At 74.7% G+C, this 13,186-nt stretch carries 12 protein-coding genes; 9 read left to right on the plus strand and 3 right to left on the minus strand.

Annotated elements, in window-relative coordinates:
• Window positions 1-165: 165 nt before the first annotated feature.
• The 8 genes from CNX65_RS15435 (at window position 166) to CNX65_RS15470 (ending at window position 9,826) form a co-directional block, all read left to right on the plus strand.
• Entirely contained in the window at window positions 166-1,668 is a 1,503-nt protein-coding gene (locus tag CNX65_RS15435; protein ID WP_096493730.1) for a sugar ABC transporter ATP-binding protein, read from the plus strand.
• Complete coding sequence (locus tag CNX65_RS15440; protein WP_096493732.1) at window positions 1,665-2,687, plus strand: ABC transporter permease; 1,023 nt, start codon at window positions 1,665-1,667, stop codon at window positions 2,685-2,687. The genes CNX65_RS15435 and CNX65_RS15440 overlap by 4 nt, the downstream gene beginning before the upstream one ends.
• On the plus strand, window positions 2,677-3,666 hold the full coding sequence (locus tag CNX65_RS15445) for an ABC transporter permease (protein WP_096493734.1): 990 nt from the start codon (window positions 2,677-2,679) through the stop codon (window positions 3,664-3,666). The genes CNX65_RS15440 and CNX65_RS15445 overlap by 11 nt, the downstream gene beginning before the upstream one ends.
• Before the next feature lie 40 nt (window positions 3,667-3,706).
• The gene (rhaS, locus tag CNX65_RS15450) at window positions 3,707-4,783 is read left to right on the plus strand and encodes a rhamnose ABC transporter substrate-binding protein (protein ID WP_096493736.1); all 1,077 of its coding nucleotides are present in this window, start codon (window positions 3,707-3,709) and stop codon (window positions 4,781-4,783) included.
• Between the two features lie 63 nt (window positions 4,784-4,846).
• Complete coding sequence (gene rhaI / locus CNX65_RS15455) at window positions 4,847-6,025, plus strand: L-rhamnose isomerase (protein ID WP_096493738.1); 1,179 nt, start codon at window positions 4,847-4,849, stop codon at window positions 6,023-6,025.
• A gap of 2 nt (window positions 6,026-6,027) precedes the next feature.
• Window positions 6,028-8,058: a bifunctional aldolase/short-chain dehydrogenase gene (locus tag CNX65_RS15460; RefSeq protein WP_096493740.1), complete on the plus strand. Its 2,031-nt coding sequence runs from the start codon at window positions 6,028-6,030 to the stop codon at window positions 8,056-8,058.
• Between the two features lie 12 nt (window positions 8,059-8,070).
• Window positions 8,071-9,477 carry a rhamnulokinase gene (locus tag CNX65_RS15465; RefSeq protein ID WP_096493742.1) on the plus strand — a complete coding sequence of 469 codons (1,407 nt, stop codon included), beginning with the start codon at window positions 8,071-8,073 and terminating at the stop codon, window positions 9,475-9,477.
• A gap of 16 nt (window positions 9,478-9,493) precedes the next feature.
• Window positions 9,494-9,826 (plus strand): glyoxalase superfamily protein, encoded by a 333-nt coding sequence (locus CNX65_RS15470; protein ID WP_096493744.1) that lies wholly within the window; start codon window positions 9,494-9,496, stop codon window positions 9,824-9,826.
• Here CNX65_RS15470 and CNX65_RS15475 read toward each other — a convergent pair.
• Entirely contained in the window at window positions 9,823-11,130 is a 1,308-nt protein-coding gene (locus tag CNX65_RS15475) for an amidohydrolase family protein (protein ID WP_096493746.1), read from the minus strand. The two genes, CNX65_RS15470 and CNX65_RS15475, sit on opposite strands and share 4 nt — an antisense overlap.
• A 108-nt stretch (window positions 11,131-11,238) precedes the next feature.
• Window positions 11,239-11,598: a YybH family protein gene (locus tag CNX65_RS15480; RefSeq protein WP_096493748.1), complete on the minus strand. Its 360-nt coding sequence runs from the start codon at window positions 11,596-11,598 to the stop codon at window positions 11,239-11,241.
• A gap of 71 nt (window positions 11,599-11,669) precedes the next feature.
• Between CNX65_RS15480 and CNX65_RS15485 the strand changes: the two genes are divergently transcribed.
• Window positions 11,670-12,527, plus strand: a complete 858-nt coding sequence (locus CNX65_RS15485; RefSeq protein WP_096493750.1) for a LysR family transcriptional regulator — start codon at window positions 11,670-11,672, stop codon at window positions 12,525-12,527.
• Here CNX65_RS15485 and CNX65_RS15490 read toward each other — a convergent pair.
• Window positions 12,524-13,180, minus strand: coding sequence for a DedA family protein (locus CNX65_RS15490; RefSeq protein ID WP_096493752.1), 657 nt, complete (start codon window positions 13,178-13,180; stop codon window positions 12,524-12,526). The two genes, CNX65_RS15485 and CNX65_RS15490, sit on opposite strands and share 4 nt — an antisense overlap.
• Window positions 13,181-13,186: the final 6 nt, after the last annotated feature.

Consider the following 13,186-nt stretch of genomic DNA (forward strand, 5'->3'; position numbering starts at 1 on the left):
CCCGCCGCCGACCAGCTTGAAACGATTTAGCCGACCTCCCGCGCTACCCCCGAACCGCCGGATCGCCGTGACCTGGACGACTGCGGCTTCACCATTGACCGCTGTGACGGGGCTCATATAGCGTCGCGACGGCCAGATTGAAACCTTTCATTCCCGGAGGCGCTGATGCCCACGCAGGAGCCGCCACCGCTGGAGGTCCGCGCCGTCACCAAGTCCTTCGGCGCCGTCGCCGCCGTGCGCGGCTGCTCGTTCCCGCTGCACGCGGGCGAGGCGCACGCCCTGGTCGGCGAGAACGGCGCGGGCAAGTCCACCGTCGTCAACGTCCTCGCGGGCGTCCACCGGCCCGACAGCGGCACCCTGCTCGTCGACGGCGCCCCGACCGCCTTCGCCTCGCCTGCCGACGCCAAGGCGGCGGGCATCGCGGTCATCCACCAGGAGCCCACCCTGTTCCCGGACCTGAGCGTCGCCGAGAACATCGCCGTGGGCGCCCACCCGCTGCGCCGCTTCCGCCGGATCGACCGCGCCGCCGTGCGCGCCACGGCCCGCGCCCTGTTCGAGCGGCTCGGCGTGCGGCTCGACGCGGACCGGCCCGCGCGCGGGCTCTCCATCGCCGACCAGCAGCTCGTCGAGATCGCCAAGGCCCTGGCCGGGAACGCGCGCGTGCTGGTCATGGACGAGCCCACCGCCGCCCTGTCCGCCATCGAGGTCGACCGGCTCTTCTCCGTCGTCCGCGCCCTCCAGGCGGGCGGCGCGGCGGTGCTGTTCATCTCGCACCGCTTCGAGGAGATCACCGCGCTCTGCCAGCGCGTCACGGTCCTGCGCGACGGCGCCCACGTCTCCACCGACCCGATCGGCGAGGTCACCGAGGACGAGCTGGTGCGCCGCATGGTCGGCCGCGAGCCGGACGCCCTGTTCCCCGAGCGGGCCGTGACCCCCGGCGAGGTCGTGCTCTCGGTGCGCGGCCTCACCAGGACCGGGGTGTTCGCCGACGTCGACTTCGACGTGCGCGCGGGCGAGATCGTCGCCCTCGCCGGACTGGTCGGCGCGGGCCGCTCCGAGATCGTGCAGGCCGTCTTCGGCGTCGACCGCCGCGACCGGGGCGCCGTCCGCGTCGACGGCCGCGAGGTCCGGCCGAACTCGCCGCGCGCCGCCATGGCCGCTGGCATGGCGCTGGTGCCCGAGGACCGCCGCCAGCAGGGGCTGCTGGTCGAGCTGTCCGTGCAGCGCAACGTCACCCTGCCGCGCTCGCGCGAGCTGGCCGTCGCGGGCCTGCTCACCGGACGCGCCGAGCACCGCGAGGCGCTGCGCTGGACCGAGCGGCTGCGGGTCGGGTACGGCAGGCTCACCGACCCGGTCGGCACCCTCTCCGGCGGCAACCAGCAGAAGGTCGTGCTGGCCAAGTGGCTGGCCACCAACCCGAGGGTGCTGATCGTCGACGAGCCCACCAGGGGCGTCGACGTGGGCGCCAAGGCCGAGGTGCACCGGCTGGTGTCGGCGCTCGCGGCCGAGGGCGTCGCGATCCTCATGGTCTCCTCCGAGCTGCCCGAGGTGCTCGGCATGGCCGACCGCGTGCTCGTGGTGCGCGAGGGCCGCCTGGTCGCGGAGCTCCCGCGCGAGCGCGCCGACGAGGAGAGCGTGGTCGCCGCCGCGATGGGGCGCGCCGCATGACCACGACGCGGGAACCGTTGTCCCCCAAAGACTCCCGGTGGTCCTCGATCACCCGCGCCCGCGAGCTGGGCATCGTCGTCGGCCTCGTCGCGCTGGTCGCCGTCACCGCCTCGGTCAACCCGCGCTTCCTGTCCGCGCAGAGCCTGCGGGACGTGCTGCTCGGCGCGTCCACCCTCACCGTCCTGGCGGTGGGCCAGACCATCGTCGTGATCACCCGCAACATCGACCTGTCGGTCGGCTCCGTGCTGGGCCTGAGCGCGTTCGCGGTCGGCTCCCTGGTCCGCGACCACCCGGCCACCCCGATCGCCGCCGCGCTGCTGGCGGGGGCGGGCGTCGGGGCCGCGTGCGGGCTGCTCAACGCGGTCCTGGTGCGCTACGGCGGCGTCCCCGCGCTGGTGGTCACCCTCGGCACCCTCTACGCCTACCGGGGTCTGATCCACACCTGGGCGGGCGGCGGGCAGATCACCGCCGACGAGCTCCCGCGCGCCTTCCTCGGGTTCGCCGACGGCGGGGTGCTGGGCGTGCCGTGGCTGGTGGTCGTCGCGCTCGCCGTCACCGCCGCCGCGACGGTGCTGCTGCGCGACTTCCGCCTCGGCCGCGAGCTGTACGCCATGGGCTCCAGCCCGCGCGCCGCGCGGCTGGCGGGCATCCGGACCGGCCGCAACACGCTGATCGCGTTCGCCGCCTCCGGCGCGCTCGCCGGACTCGGCGGGGTGCTGCACGCCGTCCGCTTCGGCACCGTCGACGCCGCCGCGGGCACCGGGTTCGAGCTGACCGTGGTCGCGGCGGCCGTCGTCGGCGGCGTCGCGGTCTTCGGCGGCAGCGGCGCCGCGTGGGGCGCGGCGCTGGGCGCGCTGCTGCTCACCACGATCGGCAGCGCCCTGCCGGTGCTGGAGATCGACCAGTTCTGGCAGCAGACCATCGTCGGCGCGCTGATCCTCGTGGCGATCGGCCTCGACCGCCTGGTGGCGCTGCGCGCGGCCAGGGCGCTGCGGAGGGGAGGTTCCCGTGCCCGCTAGGCGACTGCTCGGCTGGGACGCGGCGATCATCGTGGTGGCGCTGCTGGCCGTGGCGCTGTCCTCGGCGCTGGTCGACGGCTTCGGCACCACCCGCAACGCGGGCTACCTGGTGCTGGACCTGCTGCCGATCGCGCTGCTGGCGCTGCCGATGACGTTCGTCGTGATCACCGGCGAGATCGACCTGTCGGTGGCCAGCACGCTCGGCCTGACCTCGGCGGTGCTGGGCGCGCTGTGGGACGCGGGCCTGCCCATCGAGACGATCATGCCGCTGTGCGTGCTGCTCGGCGCGCTGCTGGGCGCGGTGAACGGGCTGTTCGTGACGGTGTTCAAGCTGCCCTCGCTCGCGGTCACCATCGGCACCATGGCCCTGTTCCGGGGCCTGGCGTTCGTGGTGCTGGGCGACTCGGCGGTCGCCGACTACCCGCCCTCGTTCACCGGCTGGGTCACCGGGAGCTCCGGGGGCGTGCCGAACGTGCTGCTCCCGCTGGTGCTGCTGGCGGTCGCGTTCACCGTCGTGCTGCACGCCACCCCGGTCGGGCGCGCGGTGCACGCGGCGGGCGCGGGCCAGGAGGCGGCCCGGTTCTCCGGCATTCGGGTGGACCGGCTCAAGTTCTGGCTCTACGTCACCTCCGGCGCGGTCGCCGGGCTCGCCGGGGTGCTGTGGACGCTGCGCTACTCCAGCGCCCGCGCCGACAACGGGGCCGGGCTGGAGCTGGCCGTGGTCGCCGCCGTGCTGCTGGGCGGGGTGTCCATCTTCGGCGGCAGGGGCGCGATGCCCGGCGTGCTGGCCGGGGTGCTGCTGCTGGGCACGCTGCAGAGCGCGCTGCGCCTGTCGGACGTGACCAACGAGGCGCTGAACATCGTGACCGGCGCGCTCCTGGTGGTCTCGGTGCTGCTGCCCAACCTGCTGCGCGCCGCCACCCGCCGACGGGCCGGCCCCACCACCGGAAGACCGAGCGCGCCGGCGACGACCCCGTGACGACCCCGTGACGACCCGACGGCGAGAGAAGGCGACACCGATGTCCCCAACCCCCACCGCCCGCGTCCGCACCGCCGCCCTGGTGGCCGCGCTGCTGGTCGGGCTCACCGCCTGCGGCGGCACCACCAAGGGCGACAACGACTCCGGGACGGCGGACGGCGGGCCGACCGCCAGCGCGAACCCGGACGCGCCGCTGCGCGAGGGCGTGCGGATGGCGTTCCTGCCCAAGCAGCTCAACAACCCGTACAGCGACATCGAGGGCGAGGGCGGCAAGGAGGGCGTCGAGGAGCTCAAGGGCGAGTTCAAGCTCGTCGGCCCCAACGACGCCAGCGCCTCCTCCCAGGTCAGCTACATCAACACGCTGATCCAGCAGCAGCAGGACGTCATCGGCATCGCCGCCAACGACCAGAACGCGGTGTGCCCCTCGCTCAAGCAGGCGCGCGAGGCGGGCATCAAGGTCGTCTCGTTCGACTCCGACGCCGCGAGGGACTGCCGCGACGTGTTCGTCAACCAGGCCACCGCGCAGGGCGTCGGCGAGAAGCTCGTGGAGCTGGCCTCGCAGCTCGCGGGCGGGGCCGGGGAGATCGCGATCCTGTCCGCGACCCCCAACGCCACCAACCAGAACGCCTGGATCGCGGTCGTCGAGAGCGAGCTGGCCAAGCCGCAGAACTCCGGGCTCACGCTGGTCAAGACGGTCTACGGCAACGACGACGACCAGAAGTCCTTCCAGGAGGCGCAGGGGCTGCTCCAGGCGCACCCGGACCTGGAGGTGATCGTCGCCCCCACCACGGTCGGCATCGCCGCCGCCGCGCGCTACGTCGGCTCCTCCAGCTACAAGGGCGAGGTCGCCGTGACCGGCCTTGGCACCCCGAACCAGATGCGCGAGCACGTCAAGAACGGGACCGTGGAGCGGTTCGCGCTGTGGAACCCGGCCGACATCGGCTACCTCGCCGCCCACGCGGGCGTCGCCCTCGCCTCCGGCCGCATCACCGGCGCGCAGGGCGAGGAGTTCACGGCGGGCAGGCTCGGCGACTACACGATCGGCGCGGACGGCGAGGTCGTCCTCGGCCCGCCCACGGTGTTCGACGCCGCCAACATCGACCAGTTCGACTTCTGACCACCGGAGCGGTCCCGGCGGACGCGAGCGGCGCCGGGGCCGTCCCCCGAGCAGGAAACGGCGGTGCCACCCGTGCCCGAGCCGACCAGCGCAGTCAAGCAAGCCCTGTCCCGGCAAGCGATCGAGACCCCGTCGTGGGCGTTCGGCAACTCCGGCACCCGCTTCAAGGTCTTCGCCCAGGCCGGTGTGCCGCGCACCGTCGAGGAGAAGGTCGACGACGCCGCCGCGGTGCACCGGTTCACCGGCGTCGCCCCGTCCGTCGCGCTGCACATCCCGTGGGACCGGGTGGACGACTACGGCGCGCTCGCCCGGTACGCCGCCGACCGGGGCGTGCGGCTGGGGGCGATCAACACCAACGTCTTCCAGGACGACGACTACAAGCTCGGCTCGGTCACCAACCCGGACCCGCGGGTGCGGCGCAAGGCCACCGACCACCTCCTGCACGCCGTGGACGTCATGGACGCCACCGGGTCGCGGGATCTGAAGCTGTGGTTCTCGGACGGGATCAACTACCCCGGCCAGGACGACCTGCGCGACCGCCAGGACCGGCTCGCCGCCGCGCTGCGCGAGACGTACGACCGGTTGGGCGGGGATCAGCGCATCCTGCTGGAGTACAAGCTGTTCGAGCCCGCGTTCTACGCCACCGACGTGCCGGACTGGGGCACCTCGTACGCGCACTGCGCGGAGCTGGGGCCGAAGGCGGCGGTGTGCATCGACACCGGCCACCACGCGCCGGGCACGAACATCGAGTTCATCGTCGCCTTCCTGCTGCGGCAGGGCAGGCTCGGCGCGTTCGACTTCAACTCGCGCTTCTACGCCGACGACGACCTCATGGTGGGCGCGGCGGACCCGTTCCAGCTGTTCCGGATCATGAACGAGATCGTGCGCGCCGACGCCCTGGACCCGGCGCGCGGCATCAACTTCATGCTCGACCAGTGCCACAACATCGAGGCCAAGGTCCCGGCGGTGATCCGGTCGGTGATGAACGTCCAGGAGGCCACGGCCAAGGCGCTGCTGGTGGACCGGGACGCGCTGGCCGCCGCGCAGACCGCGGGGGACGTGCTGGAGGCCAACGCGGTGCTCATGGACGCCTACAACACCGACGTGCGCCCGCTGCTGGCGCAGGTGCGCGCGGACGCCGGGCTCGACCCCGACCCCGTCGCGGCCTACAAGCGCAGCGGCTACCAGCAGGAGATCGAGGCCGCGCGCGCCGACGGGCGGCAGGCCGGATGGGGAGCGTGAGCATGTCCGTGCCCGAGGAGCTGATCGCCCGCAGCAACGCGCTCGGGAGCGATCCGCGCAACACCAACTACGCGGGCGGCAACACCTCCGCCAAGGGCTCCGGACCCGACCCGGTCACCGGCCGGGACGTGGAACTGCTGTGGGTCAAGGGATCGGGCGGCGACCTGGGCACGCTCACCGAGTCGGGGTTGGCGGTGCTGCGGCTGGACCGGGTGCGCGCGCTGGTCGACGTCTACCCCGGCGAGGGGCGCGAGGACGAGATGGTCGCCGCGCTCGACCACTGCCTGCACGGCAGGGGCGGGGCCGCGCCGTCGATCGACACGGCCATGCACGGGCTGGTCGGCGCCGCGCACGTGGACCACCTGCACCCGGACTCCGGCATCGCCCTGGCCACCGCCGCCGACGGCCCCGAGCTGACCCGCGAGTGCTTCGGCGACCGGGTCGCCTGGGTCGACTGGCGCAGGCCCGGCTTCCAGCTGGGGCTGGACATCGCCGAGGTCGAGCGCGCCAACCCGGACGCCATCGGCGTGGTCCTCGGCGGGCACGGCATCACCGCGTGGGGCGCGACCTCCCAGGAGTGCGCCGCGCGCTCGCTGGAGATCATCCGCACCGCCGAGGAGTTCCTGGCGCGCAAGGGTTCCCGTGAGCCGTTCGGCGCCCCCGTGCCCGGATTCCAGGCACTGCCCGAGGACGAGCGGCACGCGCGCGCCGCCGCGCTCGCCCCGGTCGTCAGGGGCCTGGCCTCCACCGACGCGCGCCAGGTCGGCCACTACACCGACTGCCACGCCGTGCTGGACTTCTGCGCCCGCGAGAAGCTCGCCGACCTGGCCGCGCTGGGCACCTCGTGCCCGGACCACTTCCTGCGCACCAAGATCCGCCCCATGGTGCTGGACCTGCCGCCGTCCGCGCCCCTGGACGAGACGATCGCGCGGCTGCGCGAGCTGCACGCCGCCTACCGCGAGGACTACCGCGCCTACTACGAGCGGCACGCGCTGCCCGACTCGCCGCCGATGCGCGGCGCGGACCCGGCGATCGTGCTGGTGCCCGGTGTGGGCATGTTCTCCTTCGGCAAGGACAAGCAGACCGCGCGCGTCGCGGGCGAGTTCTACGTCAACGCGGTCAACGTCATGCGCGGGGCCGAGTCGGTCTCGCGGTACGCGCCGATCCCCGAGTCGGAGAAGTTCCGCATCGAGTACTGGGAGCTGGAGGAGGCCAAGCTCCGCAGGCTCCCCAAGCCCAAGCCGCTCGCCGGACGGGTCGCGCTGGTCACCGGCGCGGGCTCCGGGATCGGCAAGGCGGTGGCGGAGAGGCTTGCGGCGGAAGGGGCCTGCGTCGTCGTGGCCGACCTGGACGGCGCGTCCGCGAAGGCCGTCGCCGAGGGCGTCGGCGGGCCCGACCGGGCCGTGCCCGTGGTCGCCGACGTCACCGACGCCGGGCAGGTGGACGCGGCGGTCGCGGCGGCGGCACTGGCGTTCGGCGGGCTCGACCTGGTGGTCAACAACGCCGGGCTGTCCATCTCGAAGTCGTTGCTGGACACCACCGAGCAGGACTGGGACCTCCAGCACCGGGTCATGGCGCGCGGCTCGTTCCTGGTCGCCAAGGCCGCCGCCCGCACCATGATCGACCAGGGCGTCGGCGGCGACATCGTCTACATCGCCTCGAAGAACTCGGTCTTCGCCGGGCCCAACAACGTCGCCTACGGCGCGGCCAAGGCAGACCAGGCGCACCAGGTCCGCTTGCTGGCCGCCGAGCTGGGCGGGCACGGCATCCGCGTCAACGGCGTCAACCCTGACGGGGTGGTGCGCGGCAGCGGCATCTTCGCGGGCGGCTGGGGCGCGCAGCGGGCCGCCGTGTACGGGGTGCCTGAGGAGGAGCTGGGCGCGTTCTACGCGCAGCGCACGCTGCTCAAGCGCGAGGTGCTGCCCGAGCACGTGGCGGCGGCGGTGTTCGCGCTGACCGGCGGGGAGCTGTCGCTGACCACGGGGCTGCACGTGCCGGTCGACGCCGGTGTCGCCGCGGCGTTCCTGAGGTAGAGGGGGCGCGCGGTGCGGGTGGCGGCGGTGGACCTCGGGGCCACCAGCGGGCGGGTCGTGGTCGGCGAGGTCGGCGGCGGCCGGGTGGGGCTCACGCAGGTGCGGCGGTTCCCCAACGGGCCGGTGGACGGCGGCGGCGTGCTGCGCTGGGACACCGGCGCGCTGTTCGCCGAGTCGGTGGCCGGGCTGCGCGCCGCCGGCCGCCTGGACGGGATCGGGATCGACTCGTGGGCGGTGGACTACGGGCTGCTCGACGCGGACGGCGCGCTGCTGCGCCCGCCCGCGCACCACCGGGACGGGCGCACCGCCGGGATGCCCGCCAGGGTGCACGCCCTGGTGCCGGAGGCGGAGCTGTACGCGGTCGGCGGGGTGCAGGCGCTGCCGTTCACCACCGTCTACCAGCTCGCCGCCGAGACCGACCTCGACCGGGCGGCGACGCTGCTGCTGATCCCCGACCTGCTGGTGCACCACCTCACCGGCGCGGTCGGGGCCGAGCGCACCAACGCCTCCACCACCGGCCTGTACGACGCGCGGGCGGGCGAGTGGGCGCTCGGGGTGGCCGAGCGGGTCGGGGTCCCCGGCCGGTTGCTGCCGCCGCTGCGCTCACCGGGCGAGGTGCTCGGGACCGCGCTGGGCGCGCCCGTCGTCGCGGTCGGCTCGCACGACACCGCGTCCGCCGTGCTGGGCGTGCCCGCGCGCCCGGACCGGCCGTTCGCCTACCTGTCCTCGGGGACCTGGTCGCTCATCGGGGTCGAGCTGGAACGACCCCTGCTGACCGAGGCGGCGCGGCTGGGCGGGTTCGGGAACGAGGCCGGGGTCGACGGCACGACCCGGTTGCTGCGCAACGTGATGGGGCTGTGGGTGCTCACCGAGGCGCTGCGGGCGTGGGGGAGCGGGGACCTGGCGGGCGCGCTGGCGTCGGCGGCGCACGCGCCCGCGTTCGGACCGGTGGTGGACGTCGACGCGCCCGAGTTCCTGCCGCCCGGCGACATGCCCGCGCGGATCGCCGCGGCCTGCCGGGCGAGCGGGCAGCGCGAGCCGGGGACGCGCGGCGAGGTGGTGCGGTGCGTGCTGGAGAGCCTGGCGCTGGCCTACCGGCGGGCGCTGCGCGGGCTGGAGCGGGTGACCGGGACGGCGGTGGAGGTGCTGCACGTGGTCGGGGGAGGGGCGCGCAACGAGCTGCTGTGCGCGCTGACCGCCGACGCGTGCGGGGTTCCGGTGGTGGCCGGGCCGGTAGAGGCGACGGCGCTGGGGAACGTGCTGGTGCAGGCTCGGGCGCTGGGCGCGGACCTGCCGGACCGGTGGGCGGTGCGCGAGCTGGTGGCGGCGTCCGCGGCGCCGCGGGTCCACCGGCCGGGGGACGGGCGGGCGTGGGACGCGCTCGAAGCGCGCGCCGGGGCTGCGGGGGTGTGGGGTTAGCCGCCAGGATGGGCGGGTGGACGAACAGGCCATCCCCATCCTCCGCGTCGAGCACGCCCCCACCGCCGTCGACTGGTACGCCAGGCTCGGCTTCGAGCAGCGGTCGGTGCACCGCTTCGAGCCGGGGCTGCCCGCGTTCGTGGAGGTGGCCAGGGGCGAGGTGCGGCTGTTCCTGTCCGAGCACACCGGCGACGCCCGGCCGGACACGCTGGTGTACCTGCGGGTGCGCGACGTGGACGCGGTCGCGGGTGAGTTCGGCGTGCCGGTGGAGCAGGCGCCGTGGGGCCGCGAGGTCGAGCTGCGCGACCCCGACGGCAACCGGCTGCGGGTCGGCTCGCCGAGCTCCTAGCGGGACAACCGGTCCCGCACGCGGTCGGCCCGCGCCAGCAGGTCGGCGGTGTCGCGCAGCAGGCGGCCGTCGCGCTTGACCGCCCTGCCCGCGACCAGCACCGCCTCCACGTCGCCCCGCTCCATGCTCTGCACCACCGCGCCCACCGGGTCGTGCACCGGCGCGAGGCCCGGCCGGTCGGCGCGCAGCACGACCAGGTCGGCCTGCTTGCCCGGCGTCAGCGAGCCGATCTCGTCGGCCATGCCCAGCGCCCGCGCGCCGTTGATCGTCGCGGCCTCCAGCGCCTGCCGCGAGGTCATCAGCCGGGGCCGCGGCCCGTCCCGGCCCGGCGCGCCGGGGCCGTGCAGGGCCGTGTGCCTGGCCGCCTGGAGGCCCGACCGCATCTGGCTGAACATGTCGCCGGGGCCGGTGGACTCCACGTCCGTGCTCAGCGTCGGCCGCAGCCCCGCCTCCAGCGCGGCGGCCAGCGGCGGGGTCCCGTGGCCCATCAGCATCTCCACGGCGGGCGCCACGGACAGCGCCGCGCCGCTCTCGGCGAGCACCGCCAGCTCCGCCGCGTCCAGCCCCGTGCCGTGGACGAACACCGCCCTCGGCCCGAACACGCCCAGGTCCCGCAGGTCGCTCGGCTCCAAGCCACCCCGACCGCCCAGGCAGTGCAGCACGACCGGCACGTCCAGCTCCCTGGCCAGCGCCCAGTTCCACCGCGCCGCCTCCGGGGTGACCGCGTCCGCGCACAGCCCCATGCGCACCCGCGCGCCCCGGTCCGGCAGCAGCTCGGCCAGCCCCCGGACCCCCGCCTCGGACAGACCGCCGTGGTCCGGGCGGTCCTCGCCCATCGCGCTGTGGCCGAACGCGAACACCGCCCGCAGCCCGGACTCGCGCAGCGCGGCGACCGCGGCCTCGGTGCGGCCGGGGCGGTCGTTGATGTTGGCCACGTCCTGCACCGTCGTGATGCCCGCGTCGAGCGCGGTCAGCGCGCTGAGGGCGGTGCCGACGTGGACGTCCTCCTCGGTGAGCCGGGACCCGCAGTGGCCGAGGACGTCGGCGAAGTACTCGGGCAGCGTCTGGTCCGCGCCCCGGCCGCGCAGCACCGCCAGCCACATGTGCCGGTGCGAGTCCACGAAACCGGGGATCACGATCCGGCCGGTCCCGTCCACGACCTCGTCCGCGTCGGCCGGGGCGACGCCCGCGCCCACGGCGGTGATGACGCCGTCCTCCACGACCAGGTCCGCGCCGACCAGGTCGCCGAGCCGCTCGTCCACGGTCAGCAGGGTCGTGTTGGTGATCGCTAAGCGGTGGGGCAAGTCCGGCCTCCGTGCTCGGGGGAGAAGCGGAGGCTAGCAACGGGGAAGTGGTGCGGGACACCCCTTTCCGGGGCGTCGGGGGAGTGCTCCTCCGACACCCCGAAGGCGTCAGGGGCGCCGGAACTCCGGCTGATCCAGCACGCGCAGCCAGGTCCCGTCCGGCTGCCTGCGGGCCACCTGCGCCCGCGCGCCCGCGCCGTCCGACGGGGGTGTGGAGGTCAGCGCCAGGTCGCCGCTGAGCAGGGTCGGCAGCGGGGGTTCGGGGGTGAAGCGCGGGCGGTGGGCCAGTACCGACGCCCACAGGGCCTCGATCGCGGCCCGGCCCGCCGTCACCTCGCCGGGCGGGTAGGCCATGACCGCGTCCGGCTCGTACAGCTCGGCCACGCCCGCCGCGTCGCCCGCGTTGGAGCGCTCGACGAACAGCCTGGTCAGGTCCTCGGGGGTCAGTGCTTTCTCTCGGTCAACCACGTCGACCAGCCTGCGCCGGGTGGAATCAGAAGTCCAACAGCTGGATCTGCTGGGAACTAGCATTCCGGCTCATGGATCTGCGTCAGCTGGAGTACCTGGTCGCCGTCGCCGAGGAGCGCAGCTTCACCCGCGCCGCCGCGCGCGTGCACGTGTCGCAGTCCGGGGTGAGCGCGCAGGTCCGGCAGCTGGAGCGCGAGCTCGGGGCGGAGCTGTTCGACCGCACCAGCCGCGTCGTGGCGCTGACCGCCGCGGGTGAGGTCGCGCTGGAGCACGCCCGCGCCGCGCTCGCCTCGGCCGCCGCGCTCGGGCAGGCGGTGGGGGAGGTGGCCGGGGTGGTGCGCGGCTCGCTCGTGGTGGGCATGGTCGCGGGTTGCGCGCTCACGCCGCTGTTCGACGCGCTCGCCGCGTTCCACCGCGCCCACCCCGGCGTGCGGTTGCGGCTGGTGGAGGGGGTGTCGCAGGAGCTGGTGGACGAGGTGCGGCGGGGCGCGCTGGACCTGGCGCTGGTCGGGGTCGCGCAGGTGCCGGAGGGGCTGGAAGCCCTGGTGGTGGTGGACGACTCGCTCGTCGCGCTGGTCCCCGAGGGGCACCCGGTCGCGGCGGGCGCGGACCCGTTCGCGCACCCGCTGGTGGCCATGCCGCAGGGGACCGGGCTGCGGGCGGCGCTGGACGCGCGGTGCGCGGCGTCGGGGGAGCGGCCGGAGGTGGTGCTGGAGGCGAGCGCGCCGGACGCCGTGGCCGCGCTCGCGGCTCGGGGGTTGGGGGTCGCGGTGCTGGGGGCGTCGATGGCCTCGGCGTACCCGGACCTGACCCCCGTGCCGATCCCGGACACCCGCGCGCTGCTGGCGCTGGTGTGGCGGGATCGGGCGTCCCCGGCCGCTCGGGCCCTCCTTGGAATTATTCGGAATAATTCCTTCAGTGTTGACTAAAAGGAGTCCTCCGGAAGACGGCGGCGGGACCGCACCCGGACGACGACGAAAAGTGCCACGGCGATCGCCACGGCCGCGAGCACCACCGTCTGGAAGGCGGCCGCGTAGTCGTCGACCACGTGCCAGTTCGCCCCCAGCAGGTAACCCGCCACGACGAACACCGAGTTCCAGACCAGGCTCCCGGCGGTGGTCAGGAGCAGGAACTTCACGGGGGACATGCGCCCCACCCCGGCGGGCAGGGAGATGACGCTGCGGAACAGCGGCACCATCCGGCCCAGGAACACCGCCTTCGCCCCGTGCTCGGCGAACCAGCGCTCCGCGCGGTCGAAGTCGGCCACCTCCAGCAGCGGCACCCGCGCGATCACCGCCCTGGTCCGGTCGCGGCCCAGCAGCGCGCCCAGCAGGTAGACGACCACCGCGCCCGCCACCGAGCCCAGGGTCGTCCACAGCAGCGCCTCGGCGAGGCCGAACGCGCCCCGGCTCGCGGAGAACCCGGCCAGCGGCAGGACCAGCTCGCTGGGGATCGGCGGGAACAGGTTGTCCGCGCCCACGACCAGCGCCGCGCCGGGACCGCCCAGCGCGTCCATCAGGTCCACCGCCCAGCCCGCCAGGCCACCGAGCGGTTCGGGGGTGGGCGGCGTTGCGTCGATCATGCGTTT

The organism is Actinosynnema pretiosum, from assembly GCF_002354875.1.
GTDB classification, from domain to species: domain Bacteria; phylum Actinomycetota; class Actinomycetes; order Mycobacteriales; family Pseudonocardiaceae; genus Actinosynnema; species Actinosynnema auranticum.